At 48.1% G+C, this 21,967-nt stretch carries 19 protein-coding genes; 10 read left to right on the plus strand and 9 right to left on the minus strand.

Translation table 11 applies throughout. From position 1 onward, the window contains the following. Positions 1–32 precede the first annotated feature (32 nt). Genes murJ through BFP76_RS05695 form a run of 3 tightly spaced genes read right to left on the minus strand, consistent with a single transcriptional unit; the run spans position 33 to position 5,573 of the window. Positions 33–1,574, minus strand: coding sequence for a murein biosynthesis integral membrane protein MurJ (gene murJ, locus BFP76_RS05685; RefSeq protein ID WP_099592221.1), 1,542 nt, complete (start codon positions 1,572–1,574; stop codon positions 33–35). Then, positions 1,571–4,393 carry a [protein-PII] uridylyltransferase gene (locus BFP76_RS05690; RefSeq protein ID WP_099592222.1) on the minus strand — a complete coding sequence of 941 codons (2,823 nt, stop codon included), beginning with the start codon at positions 4,391–4,393 and terminating at the stop codon, positions 1,571–1,573. The genes murJ and BFP76_RS05690 overlap by 4 nt, the downstream gene beginning before the upstream one ends. Beyond that, a complete protein-coding gene (locus tag BFP76_RS05695; RefSeq protein ID WP_099592223.1) occupies positions 4,377–5,573 on the minus strand; it encodes a penicillin-binding protein activator in 1,197 nt (398 codons plus the stop codon). Before BFP76_RS05695 ends, BFP76_RS05690 begins: the two co-directional genes overlap by 17 nt. 110 nt (positions 5,574–5,683) lie before the next feature. Here BFP76_RS05695 and rsmI point away from each other — a divergent pair, with 110 nt between their 5' ends. The 4 genes from rsmI (at position 5,684) to BFP76_RS05715 (ending at position 8,852) form a co-directional block, all read left to right on the plus strand. Further along, positions 5,684–6,541 (plus strand): 16S rRNA (cytidine(1402)-2'-O)-methyltransferase, encoded by an 858-nt coding sequence (rsmI, locus tag BFP76_RS05700; RefSeq protein ID WP_099592224.1) that lies wholly within the window; start codon positions 5,684–5,686, stop codon positions 6,539–6,541. Then, a complete protein-coding gene (locus BFP76_RS05705) occupies positions 6,538–6,885 on the plus strand; it encodes a YraN family protein (RefSeq protein WP_099592225.1) in 348 nt (115 codons plus the stop codon). Before rsmI ends, BFP76_RS05705 begins: the two co-directional genes overlap by 4 nt. An 86-nt stretch (positions 6,886–6,971) precedes the next feature. Continuing rightward, on the plus strand, positions 6,972–7,919 hold the full coding sequence (gene gshB / locus BFP76_RS05710; protein ID WP_099592226.1) for a glutathione synthase: 948 nt from the start codon (positions 6,972–6,974) through the stop codon (positions 7,917–7,919). Positions 7,920–7,952: 33 nt separating this feature from the next. After that, positions 7,953–8,852, plus strand: a complete 900-nt coding sequence (locus BFP76_RS05715; protein ID WP_165775668.1) for an alpha/beta hydrolase — start codon at positions 7,953–7,955, stop codon at positions 8,850–8,852. Here BFP76_RS05715 and BFP76_RS05720 read toward each other — a convergent pair. Genes BFP76_RS05720 through cobU form a run of 4 tightly spaced genes read right to left on the minus strand, consistent with a single transcriptional unit; the run spans position 8,818 to position 12,424 of the window. Beyond that, positions 8,818–10,332 (minus strand): YifB family Mg chelatase-like AAA ATPase, encoded by a 1,515-nt coding sequence (locus BFP76_RS05720; protein ID WP_099592228.1) that lies wholly within the window; start codon positions 10,330–10,332, stop codon positions 8,818–8,820. The two genes, BFP76_RS05715 and BFP76_RS05720, sit on opposite strands and share 35 nt — an antisense overlap. A 44-nt stretch (positions 10,333–10,376) precedes the next feature. Next, complete coding sequence (locus BFP76_RS05725) at positions 10,377–11,246, minus strand: glutathione S-transferase (RefSeq protein WP_099592229.1); 870 nt, start codon at positions 11,244–11,246, stop codon at positions 10,377–10,379. Positions 11,247–11,303: 57 nt separating this feature from the next. Continuing rightward, the gene (locus BFP76_RS05730; RefSeq protein ID WP_099592230.1) at positions 11,304–11,882 is read right to left on the minus strand and encodes a histidine phosphatase family protein; all 579 of its coding nucleotides are present in this window, start codon (positions 11,880–11,882) and stop codon (positions 11,304–11,306) included. Then, positions 11,879–12,424, minus strand: a complete 546-nt coding sequence (gene cobU / locus BFP76_RS05735) for a bifunctional adenosylcobinamide kinase/adenosylcobinamide-phosphate guanylyltransferase (protein WP_099592231.1) — start codon at positions 12,422–12,424, stop codon at positions 11,879–11,881. Before cobU ends, BFP76_RS05730 begins: the two co-directional genes overlap by 4 nt. A 161-nt stretch (positions 12,425–12,585) precedes the next feature. Between cobU and coaBC the strand changes: the two genes are divergently transcribed. The 3 genes from coaBC to BFP76_RS05750 are packed head-to-tail and all read left to right on the plus strand — an operon-like array spanning position 12,586 to position 15,158. Then, entirely contained in the window at positions 12,586–13,782 is a 1,197-nt protein-coding gene (coaBC, locus tag BFP76_RS05740) for a bifunctional phosphopantothenoylcysteine decarboxylase/phosphopantothenate--cysteine ligase CoaBC (RefSeq protein WP_099592232.1), read from the plus strand. Further along, positions 13,779–14,249: a dUTP diphosphatase gene (dut, locus tag BFP76_RS05745; RefSeq protein WP_099592233.1), complete on the plus strand. Its 471-nt coding sequence runs from the start codon at positions 13,779–13,781 to the stop codon at positions 14,247–14,249. Before coaBC ends, dut begins: the two co-directional genes overlap by 4 nt. Continuing rightward, complete coding sequence (locus BFP76_RS05750; protein WP_240513991.1) at positions 14,250–15,158, plus strand: HesA/MoeB/ThiF family protein; 909 nt, start codon at positions 14,250–14,252, stop codon at positions 15,156–15,158. A gap of 2 nt (positions 15,159–15,160) precedes the next feature. Here BFP76_RS05750 and BFP76_RS05755 read toward each other — a convergent pair whose 3' ends face one another. Beyond that, positions 15,161–16,147, minus strand: coding sequence for a 2-hydroxyacid dehydrogenase (locus BFP76_RS05755; protein WP_099593906.1), 987 nt, complete (start codon positions 16,145–16,147; stop codon positions 15,161–15,163). A gap of 118 nt (positions 16,148–16,265) precedes the next feature. Between BFP76_RS05755 and BFP76_RS05760 the strand changes: the two genes are divergently transcribed. After that, positions 16,266–16,763: an SH3 domain-containing protein gene (locus BFP76_RS05760; RefSeq protein WP_099592234.1), complete on the plus strand. Its 498-nt coding sequence runs from the start codon at positions 16,266–16,268 to the stop codon at positions 16,761–16,763. Positions 16,764–16,796: 33 nt separating this feature from the next. Here the strand turns inward: BFP76_RS05760 and BFP76_RS05765 are convergent, their stop codons facing one another. After that, positions 16,797–18,830, minus strand: coding sequence for a M3 family metallopeptidase (locus tag BFP76_RS05765; protein ID WP_099592235.1), 2,034 nt, complete (start codon positions 18,828–18,830; stop codon positions 16,797–16,799). A gap of 153 nt (positions 18,831–18,983) precedes the next feature. Here BFP76_RS05765 and BFP76_RS05770 point away from each other — a divergent pair, with 153 nt between their 5' ends. Continuing rightward, positions 18,984–19,298 (plus strand): hypothetical protein, encoded by a 315-nt coding sequence (locus tag BFP76_RS05770; protein WP_133117393.1) that lies wholly within the window; start codon positions 18,984–18,986, stop codon positions 19,296–19,298. A gap of 123 nt (positions 19,299–19,421) precedes the next feature. Then, entirely contained in the window at positions 19,422–21,923 is a 2,502-nt protein-coding gene (locus BFP76_RS05775; protein ID WP_099592237.1) for a GcvT family protein, read from the plus strand. Positions 21,924–21,967 lie beyond the last annotated feature (44 nt).

Below are 21,967 nucleotides of genomic sequence, written 5' to 3' on the forward strand. Positions count from 1 at the left end.
TACCAATTTTCGCAAAATAATGCTTCGGCGGTCTATCGCCGAACGGCACGGCGAAGTTCGGAAATTTTCAGGGCTTGGGTGAAATGTGCCGCTACAAAATAGCTAACCATGCCAATCGCCAACAAAATTACAAATGCCAGATATCGCGTTCCCGTTCCAAATAACCAGTTTTCCAGCGTATTTTGCGCCACAAATAATACCAATCCCATTATTAGTGATGACATGATGATACGCGGAACACGTTTTTTGAGCTGAGAATCAAATTGCGAGGCTGATCCCATGTTTCGTGTACCAATCCAAAGCAATATCACCATTGCCCAAGCCGCGGCTGTTGTTCCCAATGCCGCGGCCAAGAAACCGAATTTATATGCCAAACCAATCGCAATCGCGGCATTGATAATCATAGACAACAACGCGAAATAAAACGGCGTTTTGGTATCTTCGCGTGCAAAATACAGTGGCTGAAGCACCTTTTGTAAAACAAATGCGGGTAAACCCAGCCCATATATCGCCAAAGCCTGTGCCGTTGCCAACGAATCGCTATGCAAAAATGCGCCGCGTTCAAACAAAACAGACACAAGCGGCAGCGCAATCACCACCAATGCAACCGCGGAAGGCAGCGTCAAGAATAGCGAAAATTCAGTGGCACGGTTAAATGCGTCTTGCCCTGCCTTGTCATCACCCGCTTGTAATTGACCAGATAAGGTTGGCAATAAGACAACGCCAATCGCAATACCAACCACGCCAAGGGGCAATTGATACAACCGATCCGCAACCGCCAACCATTGAATTGCACCGTCATAATAACTGGCCACTTGGCGACCAACCAACAGGTTAATCTGCACAACGCCGCCTGCCATCGCCGCGGGGGCGGCGATAATGGCAAGTTTTTTCAGCTCTGGCGTCCATTTTGGCCAGCTTGGGCGGATTTTCAAGCCAAGTTTTTCCGCCGCATACCAAACGATGCCCAATTGAACCACACCAGCAACAGGAACACCCCAAACCAGCGCGGTTCCCGCATCCGTTCCCGCCCATAGAGCATAGAGCATCGCCCCTGTGAGGATGAAATTCAAAAACACCGGCGCAGCAGCGGCGGCCGCAAATTTTCCAGAGGCATTCAATACACCGCTGAACAATGCCGCGAGCGATATGAATAGGATATATGGAAAACACACACGGCCAAAAGTGATGGCCAAATCCATGCGCTCATCGCCTTGAAACCCGCTGGCCATTGCATAAACGAGCCAGGGCATCGCAAAAATTGCGATCACAGAAAGGGCGATTAATATCGTAGCCAACGCGTTAAGCGCATCATTGGCAAATTCCCCTGCATTTTCGCCCGCGCGTAGTTTTTTCGAAAACATGGGGATAAAGGCCATGTTAAACGCGCCTTCGGCAAAGAACCGGCGAAACATGTTGGGGAGGGCGAATGCGACCTGAAATGCCTCTGCCGTTGCAGAAGATCCGAACAGATTGGCAAACAGAATTTCACGGGCAAACCCTGCGATGCGGCTGATTAATGTCCAACCTCCAACGGTGACGAATGAGGCCATCAACCGAATTGGGTTGGTCATGACAGCGCCTCTTGTGTGCCTTGTTCAATCGCGCGGGTCAAACGATCAATGATTGTTTTTTGTTTGTCACGTGAATGGATTTTCATTCCAAACATATCTTTGACATAAAATACATCAACCGCCTGTGCCCCGTATGTCGCGATCACAGCGCTCGCAATATAAATATTCGCGTTGGACAATGTGCGGGTTAAATCATGCAAAAGGGCAGGGCGATCGCGGGTATCAACCTCGATAATTGAATAAAGTTCGGAACCTTCGTTATCAAATGTGATTTCGGTGGGCACCAGAAAATCGCGTTCGCGTTTTTTGAATTTATCCCGATCGCCAAGCTCTTTTTTCGCAACCACTTCACCCAACAGGGTTTTTTGAATCATATCGCGCAAACGTTTAATACGCGTGGTTTGATACGGTTTTTCATCTGCATCTTGTATCCAGAAAATTGCCGTCGCAAACCCGTCGGTTGACGTATAGGTACGTGCATCCACAACATTTGCACCAACCAAGGCAAGTGCGCCAGCAATCCGTGAAAATATACCGGGGTGGTCTTGCATCACAAAACAAGCGCGCGTTGCATCGCGATCAACATCAGGGGTGATTTCGCTGGCAAGTTTTTCATCACCAATATCGCGCAACATATTCGCAAATGTCACATGGGATTGGTGATCCAGCCCTTGCCAGTACGGATCGTAATGACGTTCCATTTCGATTTCTAAATCGTCGCGTGACCAATCTGTGAGCTTGGCTTGCAATTGTTCTTTGGCTTCGTCGACACGGTTGTAAACACCGATTTTATCAACGCCTGCCTTAATGCTGGAACGTGTCGCGCGGTAAAGATCACGCAAAAGCTGTGCTTTCCAATTGTTCCACGTGTTGGGGCCAACCCCGCGAATGTCGCAAACCGTAAGTGCCGTTAACAGGTTTAGTCGGGATGTTGTTTTCACATCTTTGGCGAAATTGATGACGGTGCGCGGATCAGATAAATCGCGTTTTTGCGCGACATCAGACATTAACAAATGATTGAGCACTAACCAAACAACGGTTTCGGTTTCTTTTTCGTTTAATCCCAGCCTTGGGCAAATTTGTTCGGCGATTTTTGCGCCGGCAATCGAATGATCTTCGGGCAGACCTTTGCCGATATCATGCAACAAAAGCGCAACGTAGAGAACTTTGCGATCAATTTTACCTTTGAAAACTTCGGTGAGGATTGGCAAATCCTCTTTCAAATCACCAAGTTCCAGCTTGGATAACCCAGAGATACATTGGATCGTGTGTTCATCAACCGTGTAATGGTGATAATTGTTAAACTGCATCAATGCGATAATGCGTTGAAATTCAGGGATAAATGCGCCCAAAACACCCAGTTCATTCATGCGGCGCAATGCGCGTTCTGGGTTTCCGTAGTCCAACAGCAATTCCAGAAAAATACGCTGTGCTTCTGGTGAATTGCGCACATGATCGTCGATCAAATGCAGATTATCCGCCATCAGACGCATGGCATCTGGATGGATCAATATGTCAGAGCGCAATGCCTCTTGGAAAAGGCGCATGATGTTAAGCGGATCAGACAGAAACGCATCATCATCCGCAATTGCCAGACGGTTATTTACGAAATTATAGCCATCGGGCGTTTCGTCTTCGTCATCGCTACTTCGGTTCCAAGGCATCGCATCCAACAATCGTTTGCCGATTGATGGAATGTCTTTCACATGTTGCGCTTCTAGCATGGATAAAAATACGCGTGTTAGATCGCCAACATGGGTCGCTTCGCGAAAATAATCCTGCATAAAGCTTTCTACGCCGCGCAACCCATCGGTGTCGCGATAGCCAAGACGTTTGGCAATATCGACTTGCGCATCAAACGTAAGCTGTTCTGTGGCGCGTTTATTATACAGATGTAGATGACAACGCACCGTCCATAAAAATGCATGTGCTTCTTCGAAACGTGTCAATTCGCTGGTGGTGAAATAGCCTTGGTCAACCATTGCCTGTGTGGTTTGAGCGTGGCTAACATGTTTGGTGATCCAATACATGGTTTGCAAATCACGTAACCCGCCTTTGCCCTCTTTCACATTGGGTTCCAGCATATAGCGCTGGCCGCCTTGGCGAATGTGGCGATTTTCGCGTTCAATTAGCTTTTCTTCGACATAGTTTTTTGCAGTGCCGCTAAACAGTTTTGCCCAAAGTTTACGATCAAGCTGATCGGCCAGCCGTTGATCACCCGCCAAAAAACGGCTTTCAAGTAGTGCTGTTTTAATCGTTTGATCTTCGCCGCCCAATTTGATGCATTCATCAATTGTGCGTGTCGCGTGACCAATTTTTAACCGCATGTCCCACAGGATATAAAGCATGGATTCAACCACGCTTTCTGACCAAGCAGAAAGTTTGTAGGGCGATAAAAACAACAAATCGACATCTGAAAACGGCGCCATTTCAGCGCGCCCATAACCGCCAACGGCCATCACACACAGATGTTCGTTTTTGGTTGGCGTTGGATTTGGGTGTAAAATGTCCGTCGCTGCCTTGAATGCAAAATCAACAATTCGATCGGTTAACAAGCAATAAGAATTGATTGCTTCCATCCCTGACCAAGGTGCTTCGCTTAATGCGGCTTCGATGGCGGCACGACCAGCTGCGTTTTGTGCGCTTAACAATGCAGAAATTTCGCTGCGGACTTGTTTGCCCGCTTGTTTTTTTGCGGTGATCTGCGTGTAGCGTTTTTGCACAAATTTTGTGTCAAAAATTGCGTCGGGCGCACAGATAAGTGCGCCCGTTACCGGCCCGTAGGCTTGGTTTAGAGGAGTCTTAACTACCAGCGCCACTGAACGAAGTCGGTGCGCCAGAAATAATGCGGAAAGTTTTTCCGTTGCCTTCGGCGATGGCTAGGGCACGTTCATTTGTGCCGTCTTTGTTGAAACGAAATACTCCGGTTGTCCCGCGAAATCCGCCGCGACGTGTCAATGCAGATTTGGTGAGCGCCTTGCTGCTCCCTGTTTGCAATAGCTTTGCCACCGCTGACACCCCGTCATAAGCAAGGCCAGCCAATGGATGTGGTGCGCCCCCATATGCTTGGGTAAAGCGTGCGTTGAATTGTTGTGCTGAAACGATATCAGGTGTTGTAAACCAACCGCCGACCAAGCCAGGTGCAGTTAAATTAGAGCTTGGGATATCCCAACGGGTGATCCCCAGATATTTCACACTTGCAGGTGATACGCCCGCCGCTGGCAACATGCGCCCAACAAATGGCAGACCAGTGTCGGAATCTGCGGTCAATACGATTGCAGTTGTGCCTGATGATTTTACGCTGCTGGCAATTGCAGGGGCCGCTGCGGATAAACCTGCGGGTGACATTTCGTAACTGTAATTACCTGTGTAGGTTACATTGGCCTTTGCAGCCGCAGATTTCACCGCGCTTGCTGAAATTTCACCAACGGTGTTTTGCGCAGAAACGGTTGCGATGCGGCGATATCCTTTGGATGCCGCAAATTTCACCACGCGGTTGGCTTTGTTTTCAAATGTGTCGCCCATGATGAACACATTGCCACCTGCAATTGCGGTGTTGTTTGAAAAGCTAAGCACATTCACATTTTGCGATGCAACGGCATTACCTGCGGCGTTGACTGACTCTGCAAATAATGGACCAACGATGATTTTTGCACCATTTGCAACGGCGGTTTTTGCAACACCCGCCGCTTGGCCAGAGTTGCCCCCAGTGCTGTAAACGGTCAGATCAATTTTGACATCCGAATAATCTTGTGTGGCAAGGCGAGCTGCTTGCACAAAGTTATTTGCCAATTTTTCAAGATTCCCATCACCAGAACCCGCCGGCACCAACAATGCAACCTTTACCGTTTCATTGGCGTTTACGGTTTGGCCCGTTTCGGCCGTGTCGCTCCCGATGCTGGGATTTGTTGGTACTTCGCAAGCAGATAGTATTATCCCAACAGCTGCGAAACCGATTGATTGGCGAATTTTAGAGACCGTCCCAAATCCCTGATGCATGATGTTACCCCGTTTAAGCTAGAAAATAGTGACTCGTTTGTGCGAAAAGGTACGAAATGCCCATGCAGAGTGCAACAGTGGCAGACATACAAAGGCTGAAATATAGTAATATGAATGATAAAAAGCTGCCAGTTGGGCTATATTTGGTATCAACACCAATTGGTGCGGCACGTGATATCACATTGCGCGCACTGGATATCTTGGCCAACGCGGATGTTTTGGCCGCAGAAGATACGCGCAATACGCGCCGATTATTGGATATTCACGGCATTGCACTCGGATCGCGGCGGATCATTCCGTATCATGATCATAACGGTTCGAAACAGCGACCAAAATTGATTGATGCGATACAAAACGGACAAACGGTTGCCTATGTTTCCGATGCGGGTACACCGTTGATCGCCGACCCTGGATATGGGCTTGCAAAAGAGGCAGGAAAACAGGGTTTGGATGTGTTTGCCGCACCAGGTGCATCCGCATTATTGGCGGCATTGGTTGTGTCTGGCATGCCAACGGATCGGTTTATGTTTGCGGGTTTTGCGCCGAATAAACAAAAGGCAAAGCAAAGTTTTTTGCAGGAATTTGCAGAGTTGCAATCAACGCTCGTTTTGTATGAATCACCCAAACGCGTGTGCGATACGCTTGAACACATGATAAAAATTTATGGCCCCTCGCGCCAAGTTGCGCTGTGCCGTGAATTGACAAAAAAATTCGAACAAATCTTTCGCGGAACGCTTGAAGACGTGTTGGCTCAGTTAAAAGAAGTAACAACAATCAAAGGTGAATGTGTGTTGGTATTAGGCCCGCCTGTGGCCAAAATAATTTCAGATGCGCAAATCGAAGATAAAATTAGGGAATTATTAGGGGAACATAAAGTAAAAGCAGTGGCACAGATTGCAGCGGATGAATTTAATATTCCACGCAAGCAGGCATATGAAATCGCTCTTAAGGTGAAAGATAACACATGAACGCGTCGCAAAACTATCACGCAGGGCAAATAGCCGAAGAAATTGTTGCGCAAAAATATGTTGCTGCGGGTTTTGACGTAATTTCCAAACGCTATCGTCGTCGTGAGGGTGAAATTGATTTGGTGTTGGGTCACAAAGACAAGCTATACTTTGTCGAAGTTAAGAAAAGCAGTAGTTTTGATAAAGCGGCGGAACGAATAAACCTTCACCAAATTTCGCGGATCAAAAACGCCGCGATGCGTTTTTTGGTCGATACGGGGCGTAAGTTGGAAACAGAAATGCGTTTTGACGCAGCATTGGTAAATGGTGTTGGTCAGGTAAAAGTGATCGCAAACGCGTTTTAGTGCGAAAAATACCTCCATTTTCGCTTTGCATCATTTGGCGCTCTGGTTCATGAAGTACCAAATCGTTTTATAAATGAGGTTTCTTCATGACCAAGTCTTTGAATGTGGCGATCCAAATGGATCCAATTGCGCCCATTGATATCAATGCTGACAGCACGTTTCGCATTATGGAAGAGGCCCAAAGGCGCGGGCATGAGTTATTTTATTACACACCTGACAAACTGGCGTTTCAACAAGGTGTGATCACAGCAAAAGGTTGGCCAGTTACGGTTCGCCGAGAGGTGGGAAATCATTATACACTAGGAGAGTTGCACGAAATTCCCTTGCAAACGCAAGATGTTGTTTGGCTGCGACAGGACCCGCCGTTTGATATGGGATATATCACAACCACACATTTTTTGGATATGATACACCCAGAAACGCTGGTGGTGAATGATCCAACTTGGGTGCGTAATTATCCTGAAAAATTGTTGGTGTTACAGTTTCCAGAATTGATCGCCCCCACAACCATCGCACGTGATTTGGAAACGCTAAAGGCATTTAAAGAAGAGCATCAGGATATCATTTTAAAACCACTATATGGAAATGGTGGTGCAGGTGTGTTTCGCCTTGGACCTGATGATCGCAATCTAAATTCGTTGCATGAGCTGTTTTCGGGTATCAACCGCGAACCATTAATCGCGCAAAAATTTCTGCCTGATGTATCAAAGGGGGATAAACGAGTTATTTTGATCAACGGCGAGCCTGTTGGCGCAATCAATCGCGTTCCTGCAAAAGGCGAAACGCGTTCTAACATGCATGTTGGCGGACGCCCTGAAAAGGTGGAATTGTCCAAACGAGATTTGGAAATTTGTGCGGCAATCGGACCGTTGTTGCGTGAAAAAGGACAGGTTTTTGTTGGGATTGATGTGATTGGTGGTGTTCTCACCGAAATTAATGTGACATCACCCACTGGCATACAAGAGCTTGAGCGATTTGATAATATAAATGTTGCCGAAAAAATTTGGCAAGTGATCGAAGATAAGTGCGCATAGATGCCGTCTATTCGTCTAAAAGCAATGTCTCTGATGACACGGATAAGTTTTAAATCTGTGTTGGCGCGTGCACAGGATGTGCAATTCTTGCGTCGTTATACGAGCAAACTTGCAAAGCGTACCGCGGTTGATCCCAAACATGCGATCTATGGTCAAGTTCAATTGGCCACTGGCACCACCAAGGTGAAGTTTATAACCGCAAAGGTCGATCCAAAATCGGATAGAGGCGCGTTATTGTATATCCATGGCGGTGGGTTTGTTTTTGGGACGCCTGAAATGTATCGTCATTTGGCGGCAGATATTGCTGGTCAAATGGGCATGATGGCATATTTGCCAAAATATCGACTGGCGCCCGAGAACCCTTACCCTGATGGTATCAACGATATAAAGGCAGCCTATCAGGCATTGCTTGATGCGGGAATTAACCCTAAATCGATAGTCATCGGTGGTGACAGCGCGGGTGGGTGTTTAATGCTTTTGCTGCTTTCACATCTATTGGAAAATGATTTGCCTTTGCCTGCTTGCTGTTTTGCAATCAGCCCAGTTGTCGATCTGACATTTTCAAGCGAAAGCATCAAAAAAAATGCGCGTGCAGATTGCGTACTACCAGCCAAGCGCGCAGATTTCTTGTGCAAATTATATTTTTCAGATAATGATCCAGCGGACCCTAAGGTATCGCCAATTACCGCTGATTTTACAGGTGCACCGCCAATATTGTTACATGCGTCTTCCAAGGAAATTTTGCGCGATGATTCCATTCGCATGACAAAACGCTTGGTTCAGCAAAAAGTCGAGGTGCGTACAAAATTTTGGCAAAACAACTATCATGTTTTTCATATTTTGCGCGGTCGCGTCAAAGAAGCGGATCAAGCAGTTTCGGAAATTGCCAAATTCGCGCTTAAGCATTTGCAGCAGAAATCAAACGATAACTGAGCGCCTCTGCGATATGGGTTTCGTTGATGATTTCGCTGGCTTCTAGATCGGCAATTGTGCGCGATACACGTAAAATGCGATGATATCCGCGCGCCGTAAGTTGAAATTTTTCAGCGGCACGCGCCAAAAAATCAAGCCCGGCACGATCGGGTGTGGCCACTTGTTCCAATAATCCCCCTTCAATGTCGCTGTTCAAACTTACGCTCGAGTGATCCGCATATCGCGTATATTGAATATCACGTGCCTTGGCCACGCGTTTGGCGACAATATGACTTGGTTCGCTTTCTGTTTTGATATTGAGGGCGTTGATGTCAACGGCTGGCACTTCAATGCGCAAATCAAAGCGATCCATAAGTGGCCCTGAAATGCGCCCCAAATAATCCTCGCCACATTGGGGGACGCGAGAACAGGCGCGGTTGGCATCGGCGAGATACCCGCATTTGCAAGGGTTTGCTGCACCAACCAACATGAACTTACATGGATAATGTGTATGTGCATTTGCACGTGCGACCATGACCTGACCTGTTTCAATCGGTTGGCGCAATGTTTCCAAGACTTGCCGATTAAATTCTGGAAGCTCATCAAGAAATAACACACCATTATGCGCCAGTGAAATTTCACCCGGTTTTGCGCCGCGCCCACCGCCAACGATGGCGGCCATTGACGCCGTGTGATGTGGATCACGAAATGGGCGCGTTTTTGAAATGCCGCCAGATGTCAACAAGCCAGAGACAGATTGAATCATGGATGTTTCCAATGCCTCTTGCGCATCAAGTGGTGGTAATAAATCGGGCAATCGCGCCGCCAACATCGATTTGCCCGCGCCAGGTGAGCCAACCATAATCATATGATGGCGCCCTGCGGCAGCAATTTCTAATGCGCGTTTTGCACGTTCTTGGCCTTTCACATCGGACAGGCACTTGCCTGTTGATTGCGATTGCACTTCGCCTGGCTGTGCAGGGGCGAGCGGTTTTCGCCCTGAAAAATGGTTCATTGTTTCCAGTAGCGTCGCGGGTGCGGTTACACATACTGCACCAACCCATGCGGCCTCTGCTCCGCAATCTTTGGGACAGACCAAATCGCAAGACGCCGCAGCGGCAGCAACAGCAGCAGGAAGCGCACCGTTCACAGGAATCAATTTTCCATCAAGTGAAAGTTCGCCAAGCGCGACCGTTCTTGCGACCTCGTCTTGGGGTAAAATATCCATCGCCGCCAACACGGCCAGCGCAATGGGCAAATCAAAATGCGACCCTTCTTTTGGTAAATCTGCGGGTGACATATTGACGGTAATTTTTTTCGATGGCATCGCCAAGGCCATCGAACCGATTGCAGATCGCACGCGTTCCTTTGCCTCGCTCACCGCTTTGTCAGGTAGGCCAACAATATTAAAGCTTGGCAATCCAGGGGACAGGGCGCATTGCACCTCTACCAACCGTGCATCGACACCTTGAAATGAAACCGTATATGCACGTGAAACCATTGTTTTCCCCTGTTAACCAAAGTTAACGCTATTTGGGGATTGGTTTACGTTTGGTAAATTTTTATGAAATTTGTCCACGCTTCGGGATCGGCAACGGTTTTATCACGGCAAAAAGCATTGCAAAATCCAAAAACGCGACCATCAATTTCCAAAAAATGGGTCACTGGATCGCCGGAATATGGACAGTGCGAATTTTCAGGTGTTCCCGTTTCAACAGGCTTTGCCAATAACGGTTTTGGACCTGGCCATTCCACGCTGGGCAGGTCAAGATCATAGCCTGGTTGAATATAGTTTTGCGCAATGCCCATTGCACGCCACATGCGAAATTTTTGATCCGCAAGATGTGTATTGATATAGGCCGCTGCGGTTTCACTTTGAGGTAAATTATAGCTGGCAAATCGTGTGGCAATAGGTGCGTAAAATACATCCGCGATAGAGTATTCGCCAAATAGCCATGGGCCATTTGCGCCAAATTCGCGGCGTGCATGTGTCCACAGTTCATCGATCCGCGCGACATCGGCCAACACCTGTTTGGACGGTTTGAAATCGGGATAGCATTTGCGCAAATTCATAGTGCAAGCCTCGCGCAAAGGCGCGAAACCAGAGTGCATTTCTGCGGTCATACTGCGGGCATATGCGCGCGCGGATGAATCGCTTGGCCACATGTTGGCATCGGGGTGGCGTTGGTTCAATTCCTCGGCAATTGCAAGGCTATCCCATAACACGGCACCATCCAATTTTGCGGCGGGAACCAATTTCGTTGGTGCAAATTCCGCGATCAATTTCGTGAATTCATCGGTATACATGCGCGCATTGTGAACGCGCACGTCAAAATCAAATTTTGCAAATAACAGCCAGCCACGCAAAGACCAGCTAGAATAAGTTTTATCGCCAATGGCAAGTTCATATGTCATCGGAAAATCTTGCCATAAGGCGCAAAAATTTCCTAATCGAAAATTGTTAATATGCCATCACGGATTATGATTAACACCAAGTATGCGCCACGCATCGCCCAGATGTTCCAGATGCGTTACGGACAGATTGTCAATTTTAAACCCAAGTGCGGATGCAGCGCGCATGTTTGCCGCACGTTGTAATTGAGTTAAAATTGCACCAAAATGCGCAACGATAATGATGTTTTGCCCTGTGTATTCATTGATCAATGCGTCAATCGTTGCAGAAATGCGCGTGGCACCTTGATTCCAGCTTTCGCCATTTGGTGGTGCGACGTCACCTGGATTTGACCAATAATCATAGGATAAATCCGGATGTGAATGCGCCACTTGTGAAAATGTTTTTTCCTCCCAATCACCGAAATGAAATTCGCGCAAGTCAGGGTGGTGGGGCAGGCGTGTTCTGTTTTCACAGATCGCATCGGCGGTATGAATGCAACGTTGTAAATCCGAAGAAATAACAAATGCATCAGATGGTAGATGCGCATTCAGACGTGCCAATGCATCCACATCGGAAAGATCAGCGCCGACATCTGTCCAACCGATTAAACCATCGCGATGGGTTGGCCCGTGGCGTACCAAATAAATATTGGTCATAATATCCCTGTGGGCATTTGGCCTTTAATTGCTGTTGGTATGCCTGCAATGACATGAACCACCAGATCGGCGCGTTTTGCGATGTCTTGATTCAATCGACCTTGGGCGTTTTGGAATTGTCGTGCCATTGCATTTTCTGGCACGACGCTTTGCCCAACTTCGTTACTAATTAAAATTACCGGTGCTTGTGTTTGGGTGATTGCCTTCAATAAATCGCTTGCCAATCCATCCAATGCATTTTCAACCATCAAATGATTGGAAAGCCAGAGAGTAAGGCAATCAACAAACACAACAGAACCCGCAGATGCATTCATAATATGTTGTGCCAATTCAAAAGGGGATTCGATTGTTACCCAATCCGTGCCACGATCAATGCGATGTTTGGCGATTTTTTCGTGCATTTCGTCGTCAAATGCTTGTGCTGTGGCAATGTAAAGTTTGGACTTTTCAGAAAAACGCGCCAAGGATTCCCCAAAACGCGACTTTCCACTGGCCGCGCCGCCAATGATCAAACTGAGTTTTGGAAAGTCGGGTGATGTCACTTTTGTATCCTTGTTCGATTTCGATATTTCCTATCACTGCATAGGTTGAATTGAAATATCAGAGTGCTGCGATTACACCTTTGGCGCAGTTCGCGTCAAACGCTTGCAGGTTATACAGGGCGTCACTACAGTATCGCCAAGAACAGTTGGGATAAAATGACATGTTACATGGCAGAAAAATATTGCTCATCATTGGTGGGGGCATCGCGGCGTATAAATCATTGGAATTGATCCGCTGTTTTCAAAAACGTGGTGCCAGTGTTGTGCCCGTTTTGACCAAAGCAGCGGAGGAATTTGTAACACCGCTTTCGGCTGGTGCATTGGCGGGAAACAAGGTTTATCGCGATTTGTTTAATTTAACGGACGAAGCGGAAATGGGACATATCGAATTGTCTCGTGCCGCCGATTTGGTTGTTGTGGCACCTGCCACTGCTGATCTTATGGCGAAAATGGCACATGGCTTGGCTACTGATTTGGCCAGCACGTTGTTAATGGCAACGGATAAACCTGTGATGATCGCGCCCGCGATGAATGTGAAGATGTGGGAACATGCCGCGACCAAACGCAATTTGGAAACCTTGAAACACGATGGCATTCATATCTGCGGCCCAGACGAGGGTGGCATGGCATGTGGTGAATTTGGTATGGGGCGCATGGCGGAACCAGAATTTATCGCCTCTGCCGCCAGTGATGTTTTGTTGAATGGCCCGCTGAAAGGTAAACATATTTTGGTGACATCTGGACCAACCCATGAACCAATTGATCCAGTGCGTTATATTGCGAACCGTTCTTCGGGCGCACAGGGTAGTGCGATTGCAAATGCGTTGATCGCATTGGGGGCACGGGTGACATTTATTACGGGGCCAGCGCGCGCAGACATGCCCATAGGCTGTGTGATTGAACGCGTGCAAACCGCAGGTGAAATGTTGAAAGCGGTGGAAAAAACGCTGCCTGTTGATGGTGCGATTTTTGCGGCCGCAGTTGCCGATTGGCGGGTGACATCCGCATCCGATAGCAAGATCAAGAAAAACAAATCGGGGGATTTACCAACACTAAGTTTTGCCGAAAACCCTGACATATTGGCGACAGTTTCACAGATGAAAAAACAGCGTCCGAAATTGGTTGTAGGGTTTGCGGCCGAAACGAATGATGTGATTGATAATGCAAAGGCAAAGCTTGCGCGGAAAAAATGCGATTGGATTGTGGCAAACGATGTCTCCCCTGAAACCGGAATTATGGGTGGTGCGGAAAACGATGTGACATTGATTACACCAACCGACACCCTAGATTGGCCACGAATGTCCAAGGATGCGGTCGCACAAAAATTGGCAGCGGAAATTGCAAAGGCGTTGAAATGACGGATCTAATCGTGGATGTGCAATATCTTCCCCATGCGGATCATGCGATCCCACTGCCTAGTTATGAAACATCGGGTGCGGCGGGTATGGATTTACGCGCAAACTTTGAAATCGGTCTTCGGGGTGATGGAATCACAATTGATGCGGGGCATCGCATGTTGATCCCAACGGGATTGGCAATCGCAATTCCAAATGGATACGAGGCACAGCTTCGTCCGCGTTCGGGACTTGCGCTGAAACATGGGATCAGCCTGCCCAACAGCCCCGGAACGATCGATGCGGATTATCGCGGGCCGCTTGGGGTGATTTTGATCAATCACGGCACGGAATCATTTCACGTTGCACATGGTGATCGTATCGCGCAAATCGTGTTTGCCCCTGTGTTGCAGGCCAATTGGCAACGGGTTGATGCGCTGGAGGCAACATCACGCGGTGGCGGTGGGTTTGGTTCAACGGGGCGCAAATAGGTGGAATTTTTAAAAAGTCTAATCCCATCCATTAGCGCCGAGGGCGCGGTTTTGATTGCCTTGTTGGCGGCTGTTTTTTTATACCTGTGGTTTTTGCGCGGGATGCGTAAAAACGCGGTGGAAAAAATGAATGAAACTCCCAATTCCGATGGGTTCTCCGATACGGAACTGGAACGTTATGCACGTCATATCGTATTGCGTGAAATTGGCGGAGCAGGGCAAACAAAATTGTCCAAGGCACGTGTTTTGATCATTGGTGCGGGCGGGCTTGGATCACCAGTATTGCAATACTTGGCGGCGGCGGGTGTTGGTACAATCGGTGTAATCGATGATGATACGGTCAGCCTTTCAAACCTGCAACGTCAAGTGTTGTTTGACGAAGACCAATTGGACAAACCCAAGGTTTTTGCCGCGCAACAACGATTGCATGCGATCAATCCACATGTTGAAGTTTTACCCTATCATCGCCGATTGGAAGAAAAGGATGCACGAGATTTGATTGGCGAATTTGATCTGGTGCTGGATGGGTGTGACAATTTCAAAACCCGTAGCATGGTAAATGCCGCCTGTGTGGCAACAGATGTCCCATTGATTTCAGGAGCGATAAGCCAATGGGAAGGCCAGGTTAGCCTGTTTCACCCCAAAATTGGTTCGCCGTGCTATGCATGCGTTTTCGACAAAGAACCAAGCGCAGGTCAGGCGCCAAGCTGTGCAGAGGCAGGCGTGATGGGGGCATTGCCCGGCATCGTTGGTGCAATGATGGCGACAGAGGCGATCAAATACATTACGGGCGCGGGCAAAACGCTTACCGGTGAAATGATTTTTGTTGATGCGCTGTTTGGTGAAAACCGCAAAATGAAATTATCGCGTCGTGCGGATTGCGCCGTTTGCGGTGCAAAACAGCAATAGGGTTACACCATATTGGGCAATATCAGGTTTGGCGGGCGATGCCCATCTTCCATCATTTTGATATTATAAACCAGCTTTTCACCCATTTCTTGGCGCGCCTCTTTCGTTGCGGAGCCCATATGGGGCAATAACATCAGGTTGTTTAAATCACGAAGCGCTGGGTTAATTTCGTGCCCACGCTCCAAAACATCCAAACCGGCACCTGCCAATTTGCCGTTTTTCAACATATCGGCCAAAACATCCTCGTCGATCAGCTCACCGCGTGCGGTATTGATTAAAAACGCATCGGGCTTCATCAATGCAAGAGATTGCTTGTTCAAAATTTTGGCGGTCTTGGAATTATACGGGCAACTTACAGATAGAACATCAATATCGGTGAGCATCAATTTCAGGCTGTCCCAATAGGTTGCGTTCAATTCTTTTTCGGTTGCAGGATGAACCTTGTTTCGGTTGTGATAATGAATGTCCATCCCGAATGCACGCGCACGTCGCGCCAATTCGGTGCCAACACGCCCCATTCCCAAAATACCAAGTTTTTTGCCCTGAACACGTGTTCCCAAAAAATCCGAAGGTGACCAGCCTGACCAATCGCCCGATGACATCACGGCGGAGCCTTCTTTGAAACGACGCGTGACCGCAAGGATCAGAGCCATCGCCATATCTGCCGTGTCGGCAGCAGGGCCACTTGGTGTGTTGGAAACCGCGATTTTGCGTTTTTGCGCAGCTTTGACATCAATGTGATCAAATCCTGAACCATAGTTGGCGATCAGCTTGAGCTGTTTGCCAGCCTTGGCCAATAACTTGGCATCAATGGAATCATTTAACGTGGATACCAATACGTCCGCTGTTTGCATGGCGGCTTCTAAATCTGCGCGGGTGAACAGCGTGTCATCGGTGTTTAAGGTCGTGTTAAATAACGCGGTTAAGCGTGCTTCGACGCTTTCAGGTAGACGTCGCGTTACGATCACTTTCAAAGACTTTGTTGACAAGTTGCCATCTCCACACTGGATTTCTGTGCTGCATTCTGGCAAAAAACCGATGTAAGGCAAGGCAAAAGCCACCAATCGCCGAAACTTCGGCATTTTAAGGATCGAGCAGGGTCTGAAGATGATTAAAAATCAGTATCTTGGCGCCTTGTGCGCTGTGTTTATGACATCCAGTGCATATGCCGAAACGGAACGCGGGCCTGTGACCAACCTGCCGATGCCTCGATTTGTTTCAATGAAAACCAACGAGGGCAATGTGCGTCGCGGCCCTAGCTTAACACATCGCATTGATTGGGTGTTTAAACACGAAGATATGCCGCTTATGGTTGTTGGTGAATACGGCCATTGGCGCCGTGTTTTGGATGCGGATGGTCAGGGGGGCTGGATGCATTTTCGCCTGTTATCGGGTGTGCGCACCGTGACCATTGAAAAAAACAGAACCCCGATGCGTCGCAAACCCTATGAAGGATCAGAAGCCGTTGCATTCGCAGAAGACGGGGTAATTGCACGCCTTGGTGAATGCACACTTGATTGGTGCAAGATCAGTGCGGGTAAAATTCGCGGCTGGGTCAAAAAAGGTGAAATTTGGGGTGTTGGCAAAAACGAATTGCGTGATTAGGCCAAGCAGTAATTCACCACTTGGCCAAATACATCAGGCGATTTTATCCAACCCACGCCCTTTCAACAAGGCATCCACCTTTGGCAACGATCCGCGAAATTCGGTATAGAGCACATCGGCGGGTTTTGATCCACCAACAGAATAAATGTGATCGTGCAGTTTTTGTGCGGTGTTTTTGTCAAACGCATCACCTGTTTCCATAAATGCAGCAAATGCATCGGCATCCATGACCTCTGACCACATGTAGGAATAATAGGCGGATGAATATCCATCGCCTGAAAAAACATGTGCAAAATGGGGTGTTGCATGGCGCATGGTAATGGCGGCGGGCATGTCCAATGCGGCCAACACATCTGCCTGTTTTGCCATTGGATCCGATGGTGCGGGTTCGGTGTGAAACGCCAGATCAACCAGCGCACTTGCGGTATATTCCACCGTGGCAAACCCTTGGTCAAAATTTTCTGCCGCCAACAAACGATCCAATAATTCGCGTGGCATGGCCTCGCCCGTGTCCGCGTGGCGTGCGAATTGCTCCAACACTTCTGGCACGCTTAGCCAATGTTCGTACAATTGGCTGGGCAATTCAACGAAATCGCGTGCAACGGATGTGCCAGAAATGAAACCATAGGTTACGTCGGACAACATCGAATGCAGCGCGTGACCAAATTCGTGAAACAATGTGCGCGCATCATCGAAGGTTAACAATGCTGGCTCGCCCTTTGGTGCCTTGGCAAAATTGCACACATTTACTGTAATCGGGCGAATATCGACGCCATTTTGCACCGATTGCCCGCGAAAGCGCGAACACCAAGCACCAGATCGTTTGGATGATCGTGCAAAATAATCACCGATGAAAACGGCCATATGGCGACCGTCTTTCAACACTTCCCAAGCGCGTGCATCGGGGTGATACAAAGGCACATCAAGCGGTTTGAAGGTTAGGCCAAACAGCTTGTTTGCACAATCGAATGACGCTTCGATCATTTGATCAAGCTGGAAATATGGTTTCAGTTCGCTTTCATCCAGATCATGTTCCGCCTTGCGCAATTTTTCCGCATAATACCGCCAATCCCACGGCGCTAAATCTTCGTTAATACCATCATCATGCATCAATCTGGTGAGCTTGGCTGCATCTGCGTTTGCCGCCGCCTTGGCCGGTTCCCAAACGGCCATCAGCAGATCGCGCACATTTGCGGGGGTTTTGGCCATTTCTGTTTCCAATTTGAAATCGGCGAATGTGTCATATCCCAACAGATTTGCACGTTCTTCGCGCAATTGTAGCGTTTCCGTAACGATATCAATGTTATCTGTATCACCGCCATTTTCGCCCCGTTTAACCCAAGCATTAAACGCTGTTTCGCGCAGATCGCGGCGCGGCGAAAATTGCAAAAACGGAACGATCAAGCTGCGCGATAGGGTGATCACATAACTATCTTTGTCGCGTTCTTGGGCAGCCTGATTTGCAGCAGATTTTAGAAAACTGGGGCAGCCATCCAAATCCGTTTCTGACAATTCCATGAACCAATCGCGTTCATCCGCTAACAGGTTTTGGGTAAATTCAGTGCCAAGTTCCGCCAGACGTTGCATGATCGTCGACAAACGTTTGCGATCATCACCCGCAAGGTTTGCACCCGCACGCACAAACATCCGATGATAAAGTTCAAGCACACGCAATTGTTCGGCGTTTAAACCCGCGGTTTCACGCGCTTGGTAAAGCGTATCAATGCGGGCAAATAATTTTTCATTCATCATGGTTTCAGAATGAAACGCCGCGTAACGAGGGGATAGATCACGTTGTAACGCCTCTAATTCTGGATTTGATACGCTGCCGGCCAAATTGTGAAAAACACCCAAAACCCGATCCATGATGCCGTCTTGATCAAGTGCGCCAATTGTATTGGAAAAACTGGGCGCATCTTTGTTATTGCCAATTTCATCAATATTCGCGCGTTCCACTTGAAATGCGTGGTCAAAAGCAGCGGCGAAATGTTGGTTTTCAATTTCATCAAATGGGGGAATGGAAAACGGTGTGTTCCATTCGCTCAACAAGGGATTTTGTTGTGTCATTGCTTGCTCCGGCATTGTTTGCGTTACGTTACTGCGCCACATCAAAATGTACCAGTCACAGAAAGGTTAGCAGGGCGGAAATTTTTAACTGTTGTCAGGGATATCTTGGATGTAATGTGGGCGTGTTCGCGAAATCTGACATTTGGGGGAAAAATGCGAAAAGTAGTCCTAGCGTTATTGTTAGCGGTGTTTGTGCTGTTCACTGGTCTTACAATTTGGATGCAGTTTAACCCAGAAATGCAAACGCAAGTGAACGCGGAAACATCGGCGAATTCCGCGACACCTGCATCAACGCCATCCGAAAATAATGCAACCAATTCCGAAGGTGAACAATCTGGCCCCAAACTTTCGTTATGGCAGCGTATTGTTGCGCTTTTTGGTGGAAAACCAAAGGATAAAGGATACGGATTTGGTTATGGCGAATGCGCACGCTGGGGTGTTGCGAATAAATGTAAGGTCAAAGATTGATCGATATCATTGCCGACAACTTTCCAAAATGTCGTAACAGGGATATGTCTGGTCGAGTTTTCGGCGCAAATTTGATGTGAATCCTGCAATGAATACGCACAAATTGTGCAAAAGGTAAATCCGATGAAAACCCATGTAAAAGCTCTTGTTGTTGGCGGTGGCGCGGTTGGCGCTGGTATTGCGTATCATCTGGCGAAATACGGCTGGAAAGATGTGATGCTTTTGGAACGCGATGAATTGACATCTGGTTCCACATGGCATGCGGCAGGTCTTTTGCCATTGTTTAACATGGGATATGCAACAACGCATTTACATGATTATTCAGTCGAATTTTATAAATCTCTTGAGGCTGAAACAGGCTTGAACGCTGGCTTTTCGGTTGTTGGTAACTTGCGCATGGCGCAAACCAAGGATCGTATGGATGAATATATGCTTTATGGTTCAACCGCGGAAACAGTGGGCATTGAATACCATCGTTTGACACCTGCACAGATCAAGGAACGCTGGCCTTTGATCCGCACCGACGATTTGGAAGGGGCGATTTATCACCCAACGGATGGCTATATTAACCCTGCAGATGTGACCATGGCCATGGCCAAGGGCGCGCGCCAACGCGGTGTAACGATCGAGCGTAAATGGCAGGTCGATGGGTATGAATGGACAGGTTCAGAATGGAAAGTGACCTGTACCAAAATGGTTGAAAAGGGCGGTAATTTGGTGCCATCCGATGAACAAATCATCATCACGGCCGAACATGTTGTCACCGCCACGGGCAACCACGCGCAACGCACTGCAAAATTGTTGGGTATCAAAATTCCAGCGATCCCAGTGGAACACCAATTTATTGTCACTGATGTTGATCCTGCTTTGCAAAAATGGCGTGCGGATGGAAATCCCGAACACCCCGTAATTCGCGATGCAGATGCGCAATCCTATGTGCGCGAAGAACGCGGTGGCTGGATTCTGGGTGTGTATGAAAAAAATGCGCCAGCACGTTTTGAATATGGCGTTCCCGACAGTTTCCGTGCCGATTTGTTCCCATTGGATTTGGAACGGATCGAAGACCAATATATGGCAATGATCCACCGTATGCCATCGTGTGAACAAAGCGGTTTGAAAGACGATTTCAACGGTCCAATTTGTTACACGCCCGACGGTAACCCATTGGTTGGCCCTGCGCCTGGTTTGCGCAATATGTGGCTCGCCGAAGGGTTTAGCTTTGGCATTACCGCCGCGGGTGGTGTTGGCAATTATCTGGCGCAAATGATGGTCGAAGGCGAGGCCGAGATTGACATGGCGAGCCTTGATCCAAAACGTTACGGCTCTTGGATGACAACGGAATATGCCGCGCGTAAAAACGAAGAATGTTACGATCACGTCTATATTCTGCACCACCCTGATGAAGAACGCCCAGCATGTTCTGCGCTGCGTACATCACCTGCGTATGATCGTCAAAAAGCGGCGGGGGCACAGTTTGGCCGTGTAAACGGTTGGGATCGCCCCAACTATTTTGGCCCTCTGGATGCCGATGAAAATTTTGATCATGATAGCCGATCATTCCGTCGTGGCGCATGGTGGGAATATGCTGTGGCAGAGGCCAAGGCGATCCGTAACGGGGTTGGATTGGTTGACGCAACAGCGTTCACAAAACATGTGGTCAAAGGACCGGGTGCAACACAATTTTTGGATTGGTTTACTTGCAACAAGCTGCCAAAAATTGGCCGTATCAATCTGACATATGCACTCACCGATCACGGCACAACGCGCACCGAATACACCATCGTGCGCAATGGCGAAGACAGCTATTATCTTGTTTCTGCGGGTGCATGGACAGCATATGATGCGGATTACTTGCGCAAAGCGGCAGAGGACAAAGCGGGTGAATTTGGATATATCGAAATCCAAGATGTCACCACACAATGGGGCGTGTTTGCCATTGCAGGGCCAAAATCACGCGATGTGTTGAAAAAAATCATTAAGGATGCCGATCCAGAAACAGCGCTTTCAAACAAGCGGTTTCCTTGGCTGTCAGCGCGGCAAATTGAATTGGGAATGTGCCCTGTGAATGCCATTCGTGTTGCATATACGGGTGAATTGGGTTGGGAATTGCACCACCCGATTGAAATGCAAAATTACCTGTATGATTTGATCATGGAGGCGGGCGCGGAACATGATCTGAAATTGGTCGGTGCGCGTGCTCAAAACTGGCTCCGCCAAGAAAAATCATATCGTGCATTTGGTACTGAATTGGGCCGCGATGCCACCCCACAAGAAGCGGATCTGCCAAGATTTATTGATCAGTCCAAGGATTTTCATGGCAAGGATGCGATGATTGAAACAGGTGTACGATTTAAATGCGTCACCTTGTTGATCGATGGACCAGCGGATGCTGATCCTTGGGGGCGCGAGGCATTATATGATGGTGACACCAAGGTCGGGCGACTAACGTCAGGCGGGTATTCCGTGGCGTTCGAAAAATCCATTGGCATGGGATATGTGACCCCTGACATGGCAACCGTTGGGCAAAAATTAAAGGTTAATATTTTGGGTGATCGCTATGATTGTGAAATTGTCGAAGACAGCCCATATGACCCAACAAACGCCACCATTCGCGTAGATGGTTAGGAATAATCAACACTTGTGATCGCATGGCGTTGGGCTAAACTCTG

Source organism: Paramylibacter kogurei, from assembly GCF_002742285.1.
GTDB lineage: Bacteria > Pseudomonadota > Alphaproteobacteria > Rhodobacterales > Rhodobacteraceae > Amylibacter > Amylibacter kogurei.